Raw genomic sequence first — 20,732 nt, 5'->3', positions numbered from 1 at the left:
GCTTCCACAGGATTGGCTGTAAACAGCAGGAGTAGCCGAAATGGCTGAATTGACGAGCGCACAGATCGACATCCTGGTTCGTGCCGTACAGGTGGTGACGAATTTCCTCAACGGGCGTGCGCCCGAGGGCATCGACTCGCTCGAGCAGGCGCTGGCCAGCATGAGCCAGATGCTGCGTGCGGCCGGTATCGCTCCGCAGCTGGCCGAGAGCCTGCGCCAGTCGGTTGCCGAGCAGGCGCGCGTTGCGGCCAGCCAGCCGCAAGCGATCGAGGCCTCCTCCTGGCTACAGAACTGGATGGCGGATTTGGACATCCAGACCCAGCCCGTCGATGCGCGCAGCAACGAAGTGATGACTGACCCGCTGCCTTCGCTGGTCGCGCCCGTCAGCGCCGCGCCAATCGCGGCGCCGGCGCCGTTCGCCAGCACCTACCGCCCGGAAGTCACGGGGTTGTTCGGCCAGGACATCGCACGAGACCAGACCCCCGCCGCCTATCAGCCGGAGCGCACCCAACTGACCGGTGATCAGACCGGTAGCGGCATGTTGCCGGCCGGTGCTCCGCCGGAGCTGGCCATGCTCAACCTCGATGGCTTCGGTCCCGGCTTGTTGGGGGGCGTTACCCCAGGTATCGGCAATGGCACTGCAGGCCAGGGCACGGGCGGCGTGGCCGGTGGTGGGCTGGGCATCTTCCCGACCTTCCGTGACGACAGCGGCCTGGGCAGCAGCCTGACGGCCGGAACCGACCGTAGCCAGCCGCTCGACAGCACGCCCGTACAGAACACCGCGCCAACGGGTAGCAGCCAATCTGCATCGGTCATCGCCGTACAGGGCACAGCTGCCGTGCTAGAAGGCGACACTGGCGACACCATGACCCTGGTGTTTACCGTGACCCGTAGCGGCGGCGTTGGCGCTGCCCAGGTGCAGTGGGCGCTCAGTGGCCTGGATGCGGCACTGTTCGGTGGCGCGCTGCCCAGCGGCGCAATCGCGTTTGCCCAAGGGCAGACCCAGCAACAGATTCGCATCGAGGTGCCTGGCGACTATCTGGCCCAGGGCGACCGCACGGCCGTGGTGACCTTGAGCGGCCCAAGTGCCGGTAGCCAACTTGGCCAGTCCAGCGCATCGGTACAGATTCTCGACAACGACGCCACCGTCAGCATCCAGGCTACCCGCTTGCAGGTGCTGGAAGGCGACGAGGGCGAGCAGCAGTTGCTGACCTTCGTGGTAACCCGCAGCAATGGTCGCGCCGAGGCGACCCTCGACTGGGCCGCCAGCGGCCTGGACGAGGCTGATATCGGTGGCCCGCTGCCTTCCGGGAGCCTGACCTTCGGCGTGGGCGAGGTGAGCAAGACCATCAGCATCCCGCTGCTCGGCGACCGCGTGGTCGAGCCCAATGAAGTGCTCACAGTCAGCCTGAGTAACCCCAGCAGCAACCTCACCATCGTCACCGCCGATGCCACCACCACGGTGCTCAACGATGACGGCCTGGTGTCGATTCGCGCCAACCAGTCACAGGTCGTCGAAGGCGACACCGGCACCACCACGACCATCAGCTTCACCGTTACCCGTACCGATTCGCTGAGCAGCGGTTCGGTACGCTGGTCGGTCAGCGGCGTCGATGCCGAGGATCTCGTCGAGGGCATCGACGGTGGCTTGCTGCACTTCGCGGCCGGCGAGACCAGCCGCGACATCGTCCTTACCGTGCGCGGCGATCGCGAGGTCGAAGACGACAAGACCTTGACCGTTAACCTGCAGAGCGAGCAGAGCAACCTGCGCGTTTCCGGCGGCAGCGCCAGCACGGTGATCGTCAATGACGACACCGGCGTGAGCCTGCGCGGCGTGACCATGGACGTGATGGAAGGCGGCCAGGGCCAGCAGACCGCGATCACCTTTATGGTGACCCGTTCCGAGCTACTGGATCAGAGCCTGACCATCGACTGGCGCTTCGTGCGCGTCGGCACCCATGCTGCCGATGCCAATGACTTCATCGCCGGTCAGAACCTGCTCAACTTGGCCGATGGCATGCCCAGCGGCAATGTCACCTTTGCGGCCAACGAAACGCAGAAGCTGGTAACCGTGTGGGTCAAGGGTGACAACCTGGCGGAGATGGACGAGACCTTCGGCATCGTCCTCAGCAACCCGCCGGCTGGTGTGCAGATCATCAACGGCGAAGCCTACGGCACCATCCGCACCGACGAGTCGGTATACAGCATCGAAGCCCTGACACCGTCGACCGTCGAAGGCAACGGCACGGGCGGCGTGCAGGCTTTCGTCGTCAGCCGTACCGGCAACATCAGCAATGCCGGGCAGATCGGCTACCAGATCGCCGGCTACGGCGAGTTGCCGGCTGACATCAACGACTTCGCTGCCGGCCAGGCCATGAATGGCACCGTGCAGTTCGCCGCGGGCGAGAGCAGCAAGGTCATCTACGTGCGCCTGAACGGTGACACCCAGATCGAGGGCGCCGAGAGCTACACCGTGTCGCTGCAGGCTCAGGATGCCAACAGCCAGATCGACGTAGGTGCGGCTTTGGTCACAATCGATTCGGACGACCAGGCCGTTTCTATCGTCGCGCGCAATGCCAATGTGCGTGAGGGCACTACCGGCACCACGCCGCTGGAATTCGTGGTTACCCGCAGCGGTGAACTGTCGCTCTCCGGTACGGTGCAGTGGCGCGTGCAGGGCTTTGGCAACAACCCGGTGGATGCAGCCGATTTCGGCGGCACCTGGCCGTCCGGCACGGTGCAATTCGCCCCGGGCCAGAGCAGTGCGGTGATTCGTTTCAGCGCCACTCCGGACAGCCAGTTCGAGCCCACCGAAGGGCTGCAGGTGGTGATCAGCAGCACCACCCCCGGCATGACAGTGATCCAGGATCGCGCCAACGGCAGCCTGATCAATGACGATGCGCGCCTGAGCCTCGATGGCAGCGGGCTGGTAGCGGCCGAAGGCAACAGCGACATGCCGCGCTCGCTCAATTTCACCGTCCAGCGCCAGGGCGACCTGACCCAGAGTGTCAGCGTCGACTGGCGCCTGGTGTTCGGCAACGGCGCCAATTCCGCCAATGCGGCCGATTTTCTCAACGGCACGGCCTTCAACGGCACCCTTGAATTCGGTCGTGGCGTGCAGAGCCTGGTCGTGACCCTGCCGCTGTCGCCGGACAACCTGGTGGAGCTGGATGAAAGCTTCCAGGTGGTGCTGAGCAACCCCAGCCCCGGCGCGGAAATTTCCGTCGGATCGGCCAATGGCCTGATTCGCAACGACGACGTGGTGTTCAACCTGTTGTCCCAGGCCAATAGCCTGGAAGGCAGCGGCGGCAGCCACGAACTGCGTTATGTGGTCGAGCGCAGCGGCGACCTGAGCGGCAGCGACACCATCACCTGGAGCCTGGCGCCCGGCGCCACCAACGGCGTAAGCGGTAGCGACTTCGTCGGTGGCATCCTGCCGAGCGGCACCCTGGTATTTGCCGCCGGTGTCGATCGCATGGAGATCGTCCTGCCCATCGCCACCGACTCGCAGCTCGAGCCCGACGAGAGCTTCGTGATCAGCCTCGGTACCCCGGGCCCGGGTGCTACGGTAGGCAATGGCAGCGTCAACGGCATGCTGCTCAATGACGACCAGCAGTTCGCCATCCAGGCGCAGACCGCCAGCGTTGCCGAGGGCGGCGACGGCCAGATTGCACAACTGAATTTCCTGGTCAACCGCACCGGCTACCTGAACGGCAGCGGCAGCGTGGCCTGGCGCGTGGTCGGCGAGGGCGGCAACCCGGTGGACGGCGCCGATTTCGTCGGTGGCGTGCTGCCGACCGGCGTACTCAACTTCACCAGCGGCCAGACCAGCCAGACCATCAGCCTGCAGGTGGCGGGCGACTATCGCCTGGAGGCCAGCGAAGGCCTGCGGGTCGAACTCTATGACCCGTCCACGGGCGCCAGCCTGGGCAATGCCTCGGCCACCGCGACCATTACCAACGATGACACCGGCCTGGCCATCGCTACCACCCGCAGCGGCCTGCTCGAGGGCGATGGTGGCAGCGTCATCCATGAATTCACCGTGACCCGCTCCGGCGTCACCACGGGCACCACCAGCGTTGGCTGGAGCCTGTCCGGCCAGGTCGATGCGGCGGACTTCGTTGGCGGCGTGCTGCCGTCCGGTACCGTCACTTTCGGCCCAGGCGAGACCAGCAAGGTCATCCAGATCGCCGTGCGCGGCGACCGCGACGTGGAGGGCGACGAGTCCTTCACCGTGACCCTCGGTAACGCCAGCGGTCATGCCGACATCCTGGTCGGCGAGGCCCAGGGCAGTATCGTTTCCGATGACGTTGGCATCCGTATCCAGGCCCAGCAAAGCGCGGTGGATGAAGGCGCTGCTGGCGAAACCCAGGTGCTGCGCTTCACCGTGACCCGTAGCGGCGACCTGTCCGGTCCGGTCAGCGTGACCTGGGCCGCCAGCGGCCTGCAGGCCGACGATTTCGTGGCCGGCATGGCGCTCAATGGCCTGGTGGAATTCGCCGCCGGCGAAACCAGCAAGGTGATCGAGCTGACACTGGCCGGCGATGCCGTGCTGGAAAGCGACGAAACCCTGACGCTGACGCTGGGCAATCCGCTTTCCAACCCGGCCCATGGCCAGACCCAACTGCTCACCGACACCGCCAGCACCCTGGTGCGCAACGACGACCAAGCGCTTTCCATCGGTGCCGACCAGGCCAGCGCCACTGAGGGCGATGCCGGTCAGGAGCGCAGCTTCACCTTTACCGTGACCCGCAGCGGCGATCTGCGTGCCACCAGCGTCGACTGGAAAGTCGCGGTCGGGCAGGGCGTCGATGCCGCCAGCCTGGCCGACTTCGTTACCGGTCAGGATGCACTCGGCGCCAACGCCGGTCTGCCGTCCGGCACCGTAGCCTTTGCCGAAGGCCAGACCAGCGTGCAGATCACCGTGCGCGTGGCGGGTGATGGCCATATCGAGCTGGACGAAACCTTTGCCGTCGAACTACAGGCCCGCGATGGCAACACCGAACTGACGGTGGCCAGTGCCGAGACCCGTATCGACAATGACGACATGGGCTTCTCCATCACCCCATTGGCCGCCGACAAGGCCGAAGGCCACAGCGGCACCACCGCATTCACCTTTACCGTGACCCGCGCCGGTGATCTCGGCTCGGCAGCCCTGGTGGACTGGTCGTTGTCCGGCATCGCCAATGCCGCGGACTTCGCTGCCAGCAGCGGTACCCTGAGCTTCGCCGCCGGAGAGGCGAGCAAGACCCTGACCATTCAGGTCAACGGCGACCTGCAGGTCGAAGCCGACGAAGCCTTCACCGTGACCCTGAACAATGCCCGCCTGGAAGACGGTACGCCGCAGGCGGTGGTCGATGGGACGGCCGCTGGAGTGATCCGCAACGATGATCAGGGCTTCTCGGTTAATGCCCAGCAGGCCAGCATCAGTGAGGGCAACAGCGGCAGCAAGACGGTGATCTATAGCATCGTACGCAGTGGCGACCTCACCGGCAGCGCCACGGTCGACTATCAGGTTACCGGCAGCAACGGTGGCGACGCGGCCGACACTTTCGGTGGTCTGCCGACCGGCAGCCTGACGTTCGTTCCTGGCCAGTCCGAGCTGACCGTCAGCTTCACCTTGCGTGGCGACACCCGCGTGGAGGCCGACGAAGCCTTCACCCTGACCCTCAGCAACCCCAGCGCCGGGATGCTGGTCAAGGCCAGTGACAGCACGCTGGTCACCAACGATGACACCAACTTCAGCATCAGCGCCCCGGCGGCGCAGAACGAAGGCGCCTCGGGCGATGTCAGCGAATTCACCTTCACCGTCACGCGCAGCGGCGTGACCACCGGTACAGGCTCTGTGCAGTGGCGCCTGGATCCGGCCACCGGCATCAATGCCAGCGACTTCCAGGGTAGCCAGGACGCCCTTGGCAGCAACGCCGGGCTGCCCAGTGGCACCGTCAACTTCGCTGCCGGGCAGACCAGCCAGACCATCACCATTCGCGTGCGCGGTGACAACACCGTGGAGAGCAGCGAGTCCCTGCAGGTGTCACTGTTCAATCCGGTTGGCGGCACCATCGAGGCGGGCGAGGGCACGGCTAGCACCCAGGTACTCAATGACGACGCCAGTTTCAGCATCGCCGCCAACGCCACGACTCAGGCTGAGGGCAACACCGGCGAGCGCGACGTGTCCTTTACCGTCACCCGCAGCGGTTCGCTCAGCGGCGCCCGGGACATGACCTGGACGCTGAGCGGTGGCTTGAACGCCAGCGATCTCGGTGCGGGCCAGACGTCCAGCGGGACGCTCAGCTTCGCCGATGGCCAGAGTACCTCCACCGTGGTGATTCGCGTGCGTGGCGACTCCAACGTGGAGGGCGACGAGGCCGTTACCGTGACGCTTTCCAACCCGTCGGCGAATGCCAGCATTGGTACCGCCAGTGCCACCACGACGCTGACCAACGACGATGCGTCGCTGAGCATCAGTGCGTTTTCGGCAGACAAGGGTGAGGGCAACAGCGGCTACGTCGAATTCACCTTTACCGTGACCCGCGCCGGCTATACCAGCCAGGTCAGCACGGTCGACTGGCGTGTCGACCCCAGCGTCGCCAACTCGGTGAACGCTGCCGACTTCTTTGGCAGCCAGGCCGCTGGTGTGTTGCGCGATGTCGACGGCATCCCGTACGGCAGCGTGACCTTCGCCGCCGGCGAAACCAGCAAGACCATCACCCTGCGCGTGGCGGGCGACAGCCAGCTCGAAGGCAACGAAACGCTGCGGGTGCTGCTGGAAAACGCCTCGCCGGGCAACGAGATCGCCACGGCCAGTGCCGATGGCGTGGTGCGCAACGACGATGCCGAGCTGAACATCACCGCTGGTACTACCAGCAGCAGTGAAGGGGATGCAGGCAACAGCGGCCCATCATTCACCTACACCGTGACTCGCACCGGCAATCTGGACCAGACCAGTACCGTCAACTGGGCCGTGCAGCACGTTGATACTAACAGCCTGGACTTCAGCTCCTTCATCACGCCAAACGGCACGCTTACCTTCAACCCGGGCGAGAGCAGCAAGACGGTTACCGTGCGCGCCTATGGCGACAGCGGTGTGGGCAGCGTCGAGGGTAACGAGCGCTTCAACCTCGTGTTGAGCGGCGCCAGCAGCGGCACCTCGGTCGGCAGCAATGGCAGCTACCAGAGCACTATCATCAACGACGATACTCTGGTCACCATCGAGTGGGCGCAGGCCCGTCAGGCCGAGAAGATCGACGGCGAGACCACCACCTACACCATCACCCTGACCCGCAGTGGCGATACGGCCAAGGCTTCTAGCTTGAGCTGGAACCTCAGTGGCCAGGATGTCTATGACTACGGCAACGGGCGTTGGGAGTATTCGGCCGACGGTGCCGACTTCGTGGGCGGCACCTTGCCCTCGGGTACGGTCAACTTCGCCAATGGCGAGACCAGCAAGACCATCACCATCAGCGTGCGTGGCGACAACATCGTCGAGGACGACCAGTGGTTCAAGGTGCAGTTCACCAATACCGGCGGTATCGATGAGCTGCGCGCCCCGCAGACCGGCAGCCAGAACATCTACACCTCCGATACCACGCTGCAGAATGGCACCAGCGCGTCCACCGTCTACCTGTTCGGCGAAATCCAGCGCGACGAAGCCGAGTTCTACATCCAGGACACGCCCACCACCGGGCGCAATCGTTTCGAGGGCGATACCGTTGCCGATGGCGGCAGTGCGGCCGACGGCTATATCGAGCACACCTTCGCCGTCTATCGCACCATTTCCACCGCCGGCCCGGCCTGGGTCGACTGGGCGGTGCAAACGGGCGTCAGCGGTTATACCGCGATGGACACCGATGATTTCGCGCCGGGTGAAGCGCTGTCCGGTCGCCTGTCCTTCGCCGATGGGCAATCGGTTGGCTATGTAACCATCCGCACCCGTGTGGACGATGTGGGTGAGTACGACGAGGCCTTCCGCCTGTACCTCAACCAGGCCAGCCCGGGCAGCAGCATTCAGGCTGGTTCCACGGCAAGCCCACCCGGTGGCGCCAACAACTATGCGGTGCTGAAGAACGACGACACGCGCTTCGACGTCAGCAGCGAGCATGTTGCCGAAGGCGCCGACCTGGTCTTTACCATCACCCGTGCCGGCGACCAGCGCGGCAGTGATTCTGTGGACTGGAAGATCGTCCTCGACGGTTCGGAAAGCGGCAACGAATCCAACAACGTCCGCAACGACTGGTACAAGCTCGACCCGGCCGACCTGGACATGAGTGCGATCCTGGCCAATAACCCCGGCCTGTCGTGGGATGCCGCCACGCGCACGCTCAGTGGCAGCTTCACCTTCCTCGATGGCGAGCTGACCAAGACCGTTACCCTCTATACCGTCAACGACACGCTGACCGAGACCTGGCGTGAAGAAGTGAAGATGCAACTGAGCAATCCGCAGAATCTCGATGGCGACATCGAGACGCCGACGCTCGGTTACAACCAGGGTGGCTGGATGCTGAACGACGAGCCGGCTGCACTGCTCGGCGTGACCCGCAGCACCAGCGAGGTGTTCGAAGGCAACACCGGCACCACCAGCGTCACTTTCACCATTACCCGTACCGCACAGCCAGGCGGCAGTGTGGACTACGCCAGCAGCGTGGCCTGGCAGATCGTCGGTGACGCCATCAACTGGGGCGGCAACGGTGGGGCGCAGGTCAGCAACTACGGTGGCAATGCCGCCGCGGTGACTTCGCCATACTCCAACACCACCTATGGCGTGGTGAACTTCGCCGCCGGCGAGACCAGTAAGCAGGTCATGGTGACCTTCCCGGGCGATACCGTGATCGAGCCGGACACGTTGCTGAACTTCTCTCTGATCTCGCCGAACGACGCTTACAACCATCCGTTCATCAGTTCGCAGTATCGTGACGAGTACGGCCCGACCGGCCTCGACCCGGCGCAGAGCAGCACCAGCGCCACGCTCAAGAACGACGACATTCGCCTGTGGGTGGGCGGCTGGGGCAACACCAACCCCGTCGCCAGTGGTTACGAGGGGCAACCGCTGAACTTCAATATCGTGCGCAGCGGGCGCATGGATAACGCGCTGACCATCGGCTACACCCTGACCAACGGCACGACCAGCAACGCCGATTTTGTCAGCCTGAGCGGCACCTTCACCTTGCCTGCCGGGACGTCCAGCTACAACGTCTCGCTGCTCGACCTGCTCAAGGCCGATGGCATCATCGAGAACACTGAGGGGTTCACCCTTACTCTCAATGCGCCGGCCGACACCACCGGCTCCACCGTGCGTTTTGGAAGCGATGGTTGGAGCGCCAGCAACGCCACCAGCATGAACGTCACCGGCACGCTGCTGGAAAGCGATACGCGTTACACCGCCACGCCAAGCACGGCCAGCCAGAGCGAAGCTGATAGTGGCCAGAGCACCACCTACTCGCTGACGGTCAACCGCACCGGCTACACCGGCTATGGTTCGGTGAAATGGCGTGTGGAAGGTGTTGGCGCGAATCCGGCCGATGCCGCGGACTTTGGTGGCAGCTTGCCCAGCGGTACCTTGACCTTCGCCGACAGCGTTATGACCGGCAACATCAACATCGTCGTGCGCGGCGATGGCCAGGTGGAGAACAACGAAGGCTTCCGCGTGGTGTTCTACGAGGAGACGCTCAACAGCGCCGGCATCGCCAACCGACCAGTCAGTGGCCAGAACAGCCCAGACTTGACCATCGTCAACGATGACACCGGCATTAGCATCGCCGATGCCTCGATCACCGAAACCGATGCCAACCAGACCCTGACCTTCACCGTCACCCGTTCGGGCGTCATCAGCGGCACCTCCAGCATGAACTGGTCGCTGCTACACGACACCACCAGCGCCGCTGACTTCAGCGGCGCCACCAGCGGCGTGGTGAACTTCGCCGCCAACCAGACCACGGCGCAGATCACCGTGACCGTGGTCGGCGATGTCACGCCGGAGCAGGTGGAGAACTTCCGCATTGCCCTGAGCAACTTGAGCAGCGATATCAGCGACCCGATCCGCACCACCGCCAACGGCACCATCCGCAACGATGACGCGAGCTTCTCCATCGCACCGTTGCAGGGTGCCAGTAGCGAAGGCCAGGCGCAGACCTTCGTCATCACCCGCAGCCACAGCACCGAGCAGAGCCAGACCATCAACTGGCAGGTGCTGTTCAACGGCACGGCCAACAACGCCGACCTCAGCGGGCCGCTGTCGGGCTCGGTGACCTTTGCGCCGGGCGAACTGACCAAGACCATCAGCGTGCAGTCCAACCAGGACGCCGTGGCCGAGGCTGACGAAACCTACAGCGTGCAGATCACTCTGGGTTCGGGCACCACAGGCGATACCATCACCCAGGCCACGGCCGAGGGCACCATCCTCAACGATGATGCGGCCTTCAACATCGTGGCTGGGCAGACCGAACTGGCCGAAGGGCATAGCGGCACCACGGCGTTCACCTTTACCGTGCAGCGCAGCGGCGACACCAGCGGCAGTGCCAGCGTCAACTGGCGCCTGGGTTCGGCTCTGGCTGGCGTGGCCGATTTCGCCACGGCCGATCAGTTGGGCGACAACAGCGGCCTGCCGAGCGGCAGCCTGACGTTCGCCGATGGCGAGTCGAGCAAGACCATCACCGTGCTGGTCAACGGCGATACCCTGGTGGAGGGCGACGAAGCCTTCCAGATCGTGCTGGGCAACCCGGTCGGTGCGCAGATCCAGACTGGCAGCGCCAGCAGCACCATCGTCAATGACGATGCCAGCATCAGCATCACCGCCACCGACGCCAGCAAGGCCGAGGGCAACAGCGGCACCACCGCGTTCACCTTCACCATCACCCGCAGCGGCTCGCTGGACCAGCCGAAAACCGTCGACTGGGCCGTGATCGGCAGTGGCGCGCACCCGGCGGACGGCAGCGACTTCGCCCTGGGCGTGCTGCCGTCCGGCTCGCTGGTGCTGCCGGCGGGGCAAGCCAGCGTCACCCTGACCATCAACGTGCGCGGCGATGTGCTGGCCGAGTACGACGAAGGTTTCAGCGTGGTGCTGAGCAACCCGTCCAGCGGCCTGGTGATCAGCCAGGCTAGCGCCGACGGCCTGATCCGCGCCGACGACGTGGTGATCGACGTCGCCGCACCGGCCGCCCAGGCCGAAGGCAATGACGGACAGACCACCTGGTTCGACTTCGTGCTCACCCGCAGCGGCAAGCTGTCGGGCACCGAGACCATCAACTGGAGCGTGGCCGGCATTGGCGCCAATCCGGCCTCGGCGGATGACTTCCTGCAGACCAGCGGCAGCGTGACCTTCACCGCCGGCCAGGAGCAGCTGACCATCCGTGTGCCGGTGCGCGGCGACTACAGCGGCGAGGCCAACGAGGACTTCCGCCTGAGCCTGAACAGCACCGATGGCGTGGTGTTCACCCAGGCCACGGCCGATGCCACTATCGTTAACGACGACGTGTCGCTGACCCTGGTGGCCACCGATGCGCGTCACGTCGAGGGCCATGATGGCCTGCAGACCGTCTACACCTTCACTGTCAGCCGCAGTGGCAACCTCGACCTGGCCACCAGCGTGGACTGGAGCCTGCAGGGGCTGGCCGACGCTGCCGACTTCCTTGGTGGCGTGCTGCCCAGCGGCACGTTGAACTTCGCTTCGGGCGAGGCCGGCAGCCAGACCATCAGCATCACCGTCATCGGTGATCGCGCGGTCGAGCCGGACGAAACCTTCCAGGTGGTGCTCGGCAATGCATCGGCTGGCTCCGACATCAAGGTCGGCAGTGCCACCGGTACCATCGTCAGCGATGACGTGCACTGGAATATCGGCGTGGCCGCCACGCCGGTCGAGGGCGACAGTGGCGCCACGGGCTACCAGTTCCTGGTTACCCGTACTGGCAGCGGCCTGGCCACGACCCTGGCCTGGAGCGTGGCTGGCAGCGGTGCCAATCCGGCTTCAGCGGACGATTTCTTCGGCGGCCAGTTGCCGTTCGGTGAGCTGACCTTCGCCGAAGGCCAGATGAGCCAGACCATTACCGTCTGGGTCGCCGGTGACAATCAGTTGGAGCCGGACGAAGGCTTCACCGTCAGCTTGCAGGCACCGAGCGACAGCCTCAGCCACAGCTTCGCCAATCAGCAGGTGGACGCGGTGATCCGCAACGATGACGACGTGTTCGCCATCGCCCCGCGCGCTGCCGATGCCGCCGAGGGCACCTCGCTGACCTTTACCGTGACCCGTACCGGTAGTACCGAAGGTACGTCTACGGTCAACTGGCGCATCAACCATGGCGATACCGATGTCAGTGATTTCTTCGCCACCAGCGGCACGCTGACCTTCGCCGACGGGCAGAGCGAGATGGTGCTGACCATCCCGGTACGCAGCGACCGCGACGTCGAAATCGACGAGCACTTCAGTGTGGAGCTGTATCAGCCAGGCCCTGGCAGCACCATCGATGCAGGTGCCGGCAGTGCCGCTGGGGTGATCCGCAACGACGACATCGACCTGACCCTGGCCAGTGTCGTCGCGCAGGTTCACGAAGGCGATAACGGCACGCCGGGGCGCCTGCACTTCACCGTGACCCGCAGTGGCGATACCAGCGGTCAGACTTCGGTCGATTGGCAGGTGCAAGCCGGCTCGGCCAACGCAGCCGACTTCCCGGGTGGCGTGCTGCCGTCCGGCTCCGTAGTGTTTGCCGCCGGTGAAACCCACAAGGACATCTACATCCATGTGCTCGGCGACGGTTTCGACGAAGGCGACGAGTCGTTCACCCTGCACCTGTCCAACCCGACCGGCAACACCGACATTGTCGGCAACGATCAGGTCGGTACACTCGTCAACGACGACGACAGCCTGGCCCTGAGCGTGGTGACCCGCGAGTTGGTCGAAGGCGACAGCGGCCTGACCCTGTTCACCTTCCGTATCGACCGTACCGGCAGTGCCGTGGGCACCGCCAGCGTCGACTGGCGTGCGGCCGGCATCGGCGCGCATCCGCTGAGCGACGCCGAGTTCGCCGCGCTTACCGGCACCGTGCAGTTCGCCGACGGCGAGACCAGCAAGACCTTCACCGTCGCCGTGCGCGGCGACGAACTGGGCGAGGAAGACGAGAGCTTCGCCGTGCAGCTGGAAAACCCCAGCTACGGCTCCACCATCACCACCGGCCCGGTCAGCGCCGTGGTGCTCAACGACGACCCCGTGCTGTGGATCAGCGCCGACGCCGCCACGGTGGTGGAGGGCAGCGACGGGCTGCAGACCCCGGTGACCTTCACCGTGACCCGCGGTGGCGACCTGTCCGGCCCGGCCAGCGTGCTCTGGGAGGTGCTGCCGTCAGGCGCCAACCCGGCCAACGCCGAAGACTTCGGCGGTATCTACGTCAGTGGTGTAGTCGCCTTCGGGGTGGGTGAAACCAGCAAGACCATCACCGTGTGGGTGGATGCCGACACCCTCGGCGAGCAGAACGAGACCTTCTCCGTGGTGCTCAGTGACGCCGAAGGCGCGACCATCCTCACCGGCGAGGCGAGCGTCACCATCCTCAACGATGACCGTGGCCTGAGCATCGCCGCCCTGGGTAGCGACCGCCAGCGCGAGGGAGATACCGGTGACATCACCGAATTCGTCTACCGTGTGGAGCGCGTCGGTGACAGCGCCGGCAGTGTCAGCGTCGACTGGTCGCTGCGCGGCAACGGCACCTACCCGGCCAACGCCGGCAGTTTCGACGGCGGTGTACTGCCGTCCGGCTCGCTGGTATTCGCCGATGGCGAAACGCACAAGGACATCGTCATTCGCGTGCGTGGCGACGACGTACTCGGCCCGGATCAGGGCTTCGAGGTGGTGCTCAGCGACCCGCAGGGTATCGACCTGATCAACGACCGTGCCACTGGCACCATCGTCAACGATGACAACCAGTTCGCCATCCGTGTGGTGGACAGCGTGTTGGCCGAAGGCAACGGTGGTGCCACCACGGTGTTCCGCTTCACCGTGACCCGCAGTGGCGATACCGCCTCGAGCGCCAGCATCGACTGGTCGGTGGCCGGCAGTGGTGCCGCTCCGGCGGACGGCAGCGACTTCGTCGGTGGCGTGTTGCCCACGGGAACCCTGCAGTTCGCCGCTGGCGAGACCAGCAAGGTGCTGGAGATCGCCGTCAACGGCGACGACCTGGGCGAATCCGACGAGCAGTTCACCGTACAGCTGTCCAGCAGTGGCGGCGGCAGCAGCGTCAACCCGCTGCAGGGCAGCGCGCGGGCGACCATCCAGAGCGACGACGTCGCCGTGACCGTGCTGGCGCTGGACAACAGTCGTCTGGAAGGCGCTCCGGGTACCACCACGCCGCTGACCTATCGCATTCTGCGCGCCGGGCCCGATGGTGCGGCACTGACCATCGGTTACAGCATCGTCGGGGCGGTGGACGCCAACGATTTCACCATCCCGCTGACCGGCACCATCACCCTGGCAGCCGGTGTGTCGGAGATGATTTTCAACCTGCCGATCCGCGGTGATTCGCTGCGCGAGGGCGACGAGTCGTTCAACCTGACCTTCACCCACCCGGCCATCGCAGGCGGCGCTACCACGCTGGGCGGCACCATCCGCGACGACGACCTGGGCCTGGCCATCACCGGCCCGGACAGCCTGGTGGAAGGCGACAGTGGCCTGCAGACGGTCACCTACCAGCTGACGCGCAACCCCACGGGCAGCGCCGAAACTTTCTACTGGAGCGTCACCCCGGGTGCGGGGCAGGGCGTGGACGCCGATGACTTCGGTGGCTCCCTGCCAGCCGGCAGCGTCACCTTCGCCGCCGGCAGTACCACGGCCAGCTTCAGCTTCCAGGTCAGCGGCGACCGTGCCGTGGAGGCCGACGAGCTGATGTCCATCGTGCTGCGCGCCACGGCCAACAGCCCGTATGTGCTGATCAGCAAGGACGTGGTGCTGCGCAACAACGACCAGGCCGGGGCCGGCGACGACCTGCTCACCGGGACGGCGGGTGCCGATAACCTGTCCGGCCTGGGTGGCAACGACCGGCTGTTCGGCGGTGCCGGCAGCGATGTACTCAACGGCGGCGATGGCGACGATCTACTGGTCGGTGGCGCAGGGGCCGACGTGCTGAGCGGCGGGGCGGGGGCGGATCGCTTCCACTACAGCTCGCCAGCCGATGGCATGGACGCGATCCTCGACTTCCAGGCCGGGGTCGACCACCTGACCTTCGACCCCACTGCATTCGGTGGCCTGAACAGCCTGACCTCGGTGTCGCAATCCTTCACGGGGGACATCATGGACACCCTGGCGCAGCTGGCCGGGCAAGGCAACGCCGACGTCTATCGCGTCAGCTTCGCGCCTGGGCAGTTCCAGTTCGGTACCGGCAGCAATGGCCATCTGGACGAGCTCGAAGCGGCGATCAGCGGTAATGGGCAACACAATGGTGCTGCCTTCTTCCTGATCTCCAATGGTGATGTCACGCGGCTGTACTACGATGCCGATACCGCCAGCGGTAGCGATGGCAGCGGCCTGGTGGCGCTCGCCGAGCTGGCCAACCAGCCGGACGCGCACAGCCTGCCGCAGGACATCATCCAGCCCTACACGGTGTAACCCCTTTCCCTGCGCGGTCGCGCGCAGGGAGCTTTTTCCCGAGTGTCATGATGAACGAGTTTCTCCGCCGCATCGCCCTGCAACCCAGGCTACGCCTGGAGCTGTGGCTTTCCTCGCTGTTGATCAACCTGCTTGGCCTGGCCAGCTCGCTGTACAGCATCCATGTGCTCAACCGCTACCTAGCGCTGGGTGTGGATGCGACCCTGGTGACCCTGACCATCGGCGCCGTCATGGCGGTGGGCTTCGAGGTCTTGCTGCGCAACGCGCGCCTGCGCCTGGCCCAGTGGCTGTGCGCGCGGGCGGATACCGAACTGGGCGAGACGCTGTTCGAAGGTGCCGTGCGGGGCCAGTACGCCCTGGTCGAGCAACTGCCGCATACCGCACGGCGGGAAATCCTTTCCGGGCAGAGCACCGTGCAGCAGTGCTTCGGCGCGCCCAACCTGGTGACCTTGCTGGACACGCCGTTCGCCTTCGTATTCGTCGTGGTGCTGGGCATGCTCAGCCCGTTCCTGGCCTCTATGGCCCTGCTGGTGATGGCCGGTGTGACGCTGGTGTCGTTGTTGGCCCAGCGCCGCCTGCGTGAGCCCATGGAGGCGCAGAGTCGCATCGCCATGCAGATGGCCGGCTACCAGCACAACCTCACCGCCGGTGGGGAAATGGTGCGGGCGTTTTCCGCCGCCGATGTGTTGAAGGAAAAGTGGCGGGCCTGCGCCGACGAGCAGGCCGAACAGCGTGCCCAGCTCAATCGCCTGCAGAACACCATGCAGAACGCCAGCTACGCCGGCACGCTGATTCTCAGCATGGTGATCATGGGCCTGGGCGCCCGCGAAGTGCTGGCCGGTAACCTCGACATCGGTTCGTTGATCGGCTGCAACATCCTCGCCAGCCGGGCCCTGGCGGCCCTGACCCGTGCCCTCGGTCTGGGTGAGCAGATCGGCCGTGGTCAGCGTGCGCTGGAGCTGGCTCGCCAGCTGTGCGCTATCCCTCGCGAGCGCGGCGAAGGCGTGCGCCTGGGGCAGACCCGCGGCAGCCTGCGTTTCGAAGACCTGGCCTTTGGTTACCCCAAGCAGGCCGTGCCGGTACTGGAACATTTCGATTACCAGCTGGAGGCTGGAAAGGTGCTGGCCTTCACCGGCGCCAACGGCAGTGGCAAGACCACCTTGTCGCGCCTGCTGGTCGGCCTGCTGGAGCCCAGTCGCGGGCACCTGCTGGTCGATGGCATGGACTTGCGCCAGGCCGACCCGCAATGGTGGCGCCGGCAGGTCGCCTACCTGCCGCAGGAGCCGCAGTTCTTCGACGGCACCCTGCGCGAGAACCTCTGCGTGCTGGCGCCGGAAACGACCGATGCGCGGGTTTTGGAGGTGTGTCGTGAATTGGCGGTGGGCGCCTTCGTCGAGGGAGGGGCCGAAGGCCTGGGGCTGACCGTGCGCAACGGCGGTGGCAGCATTCCCCTGGGGATTCGCCGGCGCCTGGCGCTGGCGCGTGCCGTCATCGGCGGTGGCCAACTGGTGGTGCTGGACGACCCTACCGAGGGTGTCGATGCCGAGGGCTGCAAGGCCATCGCCGCCTTGCTCAGCCGCCTGGTACGCGAAGGCCGTACGCTGGTGGTGATGAGCAACGAAGGCTTCATCCTCGGCGCTGCTGATACGGTAATCGACCTCAATCACAAACCGGTACCACGCGTGTTGCGTGACGGGCCGCGCGAGCCTGCTCAGGGAGGCGCCGACCATGGCTGAGCACGATATGTCGATCAATGACGCTCCGAGCCGTCTGGGGCGCCTGGGTGACCGGGTCCTCGGCACCTTCGAGAACCACCCGCTGTTGAGCCGTTTCGCCGGCTTCTTCCTGCCCGGCAAGACCGACCCGGCGCTGCCCGGTGACGAACTGCTGGGCAGCCGCCTGACCATTCGCCTGTTGGCGCTGATGCTCGGCGCCATGCTGCTGTGGTCACTGTTCTTCCCGCTGGACATCGCCAGCCACTCGACCGGTGAAGTGACGTCGCTGGGGCAGACCAAGCTGGTGCAGCACCTGGAAGGCGGCATCGTGCGGCGCATTCTGGTGCGCGAAGGGCAGCGCGTTGCCGCCGGCGAGCCACTGGCAGAAATCGAGCGCGTCGCCATGCTGTCCGAAGGTCGCGAGACCGAGGCACTGCTGGCCGCGTTGCGTATCCGCGCCTTGCGCCTGGAAGCGCAGTTGGCGGGTGCCGCCGATATGACGGTGCCGGAGGAGTTGGCCCGTGACTTTCCCGAACAGGTCAAGGTCAACCGGGATCTGTTTATCGCCCAGAAGAGCCGCCTGGACAGCCGTTCCGAGGAGCAGCAGCAGAAAATCCAGCAGCGCCGTGCCGAGGAAAAGGAGCTCAAGGCGCGCATCGGTCATGTCAGCTCCAAGCTCACGTTGCTGCGCGAACAGATCGCCATCAGCCAGAAGCTGATGACCGAGGGCCTGGCCAATCGCTACGAACACCTGGAACTGCTCAAGGACGAACAGCAGTTGCGTGGCACCCTGCAGGAAACCGAGGCCTCCCTGGGCCGCGTATACGCCGGTCTGAAGCAGGAGCAGGCCGCCCTCACCAGCCTGGATTCGGGTGGCAACGAGGAGTTGCAGAAGGAGCTCGCCGAGGTGCGCCGGCAGATCACCGAACTGCAGGAGCGCCTGACCAAGTTTTCCGACAGCCGCGAGCGTCAGGTGGTGCGTTCGCCCATCGAAGGCGTGGTGATGACCCTGCAGGTGGTCACCGAGGGCGGTGTCATCCAGCCCGGTGGCACGCTGATGACCCTGGTCCCGGCGGACGAGCCGTTGATGATCGAGACGCGCCTGCCGGTCGGCGACATCGGCATGGTCACCCCGGGGCAGCCCGCCCGTATCCAGCTGGTATCGTCGATTGCCCGCGGCTTCCAGCCGATCGACGGCGAAGTGATCGACATCAGCCCGGACTCGGTGCTCGACGAGCAGCGCGTACCGTACTTCCGCGTGCGTATCCGCCCTGCGCAGGACGCCTTCGAGCATGCCGGCACGCGCTATCCACTGCTACCCGGGGTACCGGTGAGCGTCGCGATCCTCACCGGTGAGCGTTCGCTGTTCGACTACGTTGCCGGCCCCCTCACCGATGGCATGCATCGCTCCTTCAGCGAGCCTTGAACCTTCTGCCATCGTCTGCCTTGCCCTGAACGCATCGCGTCGCAGGGCGGGGCGGCTTCGTCCGATGTCAGCTTTTGTCAGTTTTGATGGGATGTCATATGGCTATCATTCGGTAGCGGCTCCGCGTGCCTGCCAAGGCGCCGGGCCGCGCTCACCGATATAGCCAGAAAAAGACGGTGAGCCGCCACGCTTGCGTGGCTCGGACCAGCCTCTGCCCTCATTTCCATCGAGCGATCAACTATGCGTTCAACCGCCCCTGCGCAGCGTCGTGCGAGCCGCCCGCACAGCCACTTCTCCCATGCCGTCGTAATGCTCGTGTTGGGCGCCGCGTCGGGCCTGAGCCATGCCCAGACGCCCGGTGACATCGAGGCAGCGGCGCGCCAGGCCGAGCAATTGCAAAGCCAGCAGCGCGAGTTGATCGAGCGCCAGCGCCAGGAGGACATTCGCTCGGATGTGCCACCGACACGTCTGCAAGTGGCCCCGCGCCCGTTATCCGAACGGGTGTCGACGAACTGTCGGCAGATTGAAAACATCAGCGTTTCCGGTGTCACGCTGCTGCGCCAGGGTCAGTTGGACGACTTGCTGGCGCCCTATCAGGGGCAGTGCCTGGGCGTTGCGGAAATCGAGCGGATTCTCGGCGCCTTGACCAATGCCTACATCGACAAGGGCTACGTGGCGGCACGGGCCTATCTGCCGGCGCAGGATCTGAGCCAGGGCACGCTGCTGATCCAGGTGGAGGAGGGCCGCCTGAAAAGCATCGTGGTCGAGGATGGTGGGCAGGGCTCGCTGTGGTTGCCCAACCTGACCCCTGGGATGCTCGATCGCCCTCTGGACCTGCGTGATCTCGAACAGGCGCTGGACCAGATCAACCGCCTGCGCTCGAACAGCGCCACCATGGACATCGCGCCCGGTCAGGCGCCCGGCGACAGCGTGGTGACCTTTCGCAATGCGCCATCGCGTCGCCTGCACCTGGGCGCCACCTACGACAATTACGGCCAGAAGGCCACCGGGCAGAACCAACTGGGCGCCAACCTGGCGCTGGACAACCCGTTCGGTCTCAACGATTTCGTCAGCTTTACCCACCGGCGCTCGCAGCCCTACGACACGGGGCGTCATTCGTCCTACCTGAGCAACCTGTCGTATGTGGTGCCGTTCGGCTACAGCACCTTGAGCCTCGGTGCGTCGACCTCCGAGTACGCCAGCATCCTCGACGCGCCCAGCGGTGCCGAGCTGGAAACCTACGGCAATTCCAAGAACTACTCGGCTCGCCTGGATCATGTCGCCTGGCGCGGGCAGGACTCGATGTGGACGCTGTCCGGCAGCCTGACCAAGAAAAAGAACGAGAACTATCTGGAAGGCATCCTGCTGGAAGTCAGCAGCCGCAGCCTGACCGTGCTCGACCTCGACTCGTCCTTCACCACCCGGGTGCTGGGCGGCGCCCTGACCCTGGATGCCGGCGTCGCACGGGGTCTGACCTGGTTCCATGCTCTCGAGGATGCCGACAATCTGCCGGACTGGGCGCCGCGCGCGCAGTTCACCAAGTTGAAGTACGGCGTGAGCTTCTACCGGCCGTTTCAGGTCGCTGGTGAGAACCTGTCGTTGAACAGCGCCTTCTCTGGTCAGCACGCGCTGGACACCCTCTACGGCTCCGAGCAGATGTCCATCGGCAGCCCCTTCACCGTACGCGGCTTCGCCGAAACGCCACTCAGCGGCGACCACGGCCATTACCTGCGCAACGACCTGAGCTGGATAAAGCCCGTGGCCCTGCTCGGCAGCCAGACGCTGACCCTGCGGCCATATCTGGGCGCCGATTACGGCCGGGTCTGGAACCGTGTGGCGGACGTGCCCGAGGGTGAGCTGAGCAGTGTCTCGGTCGGCATCGGCGTTTACCTCGGCCCGCTCAGCCTAGACCTGCTGCATTCGCATCCGCTGAGCTCGCCGGGCTTCATGGATGACGACGCCCGCGGCGATTCGACCTTCTTCAACATCAGCCTTGCCATCTGAGGGAAAT

General features: G+C 65.4%; 4 protein-coding genes. All 4 read left to right on the top strand.

From position 1 onward, the window contains the following. Positions 1-40 precede the first annotated feature (40 nt). The 4 genes from BM279_RS07170 to BM279_RS07155 all read left to right on the top strand — a co-directional run bounded on the left by BM279_RS07170 (position 41) and on the right by BM279_RS07155 (position 20,725). Positions 41-15,580 carry a Calx-beta domain-containing protein gene (locus BM279_RS07170; RefSeq protein WP_093502277.1) on the top strand — a complete coding sequence of 5,180 codons (15,540 nt, stop codon included), beginning with the start codon at positions 41-43 and terminating at the stop codon, positions 15,578-15,580. Positions 15,581-15,630: 50 nt separating this feature from the next. Next, positions 15,631-17,316 carry an ATP-binding cassette domain-containing protein gene (locus BM279_RS07165; RefSeq protein ID WP_167363106.1) on the top strand — a complete coding sequence of 562 codons (1,686 nt, stop codon included), beginning with the start codon at positions 15,631-15,633 and terminating at the stop codon, positions 17,314-17,316. After that, positions 17,309-18,721, top strand: a complete 1,413-nt coding sequence (locus BM279_RS07160; protein WP_093502273.1) for an HlyD family type I secretion periplasmic adaptor subunit — start codon at positions 17,309-17,311, stop codon at positions 18,719-18,721. The genes BM279_RS07165 and BM279_RS07160 overlap by 8 nt, the downstream gene beginning before the upstream one ends. A 240-nt stretch (positions 18,722-18,961) precedes the next feature. After that, a complete protein-coding gene (locus BM279_RS07155) occupies positions 18,962-20,725 on the top strand; it encodes a ShlB/FhaC/HecB family hemolysin secretion/activation protein (RefSeq protein WP_093502271.1) in 1,764 nt (587 codons plus the stop codon). The last annotated feature ends 7 nt before the right edge of the window (positions 20,726-20,732 follow it).

The organism is Phytopseudomonas straminea, assembly GCF_900112645.1.
In the GTDB taxonomy this organism is placed as follows: domain Bacteria; phylum Pseudomonadota; class Gammaproteobacteria; order Pseudomonadales; family Pseudomonadaceae; genus Aquipseudomonas; species Aquipseudomonas straminea.
The sequence above is the reverse complement of the archived record's forward strand: the minus strand, read 5'-3'. Positions and strand labels throughout refer to the sequence as shown.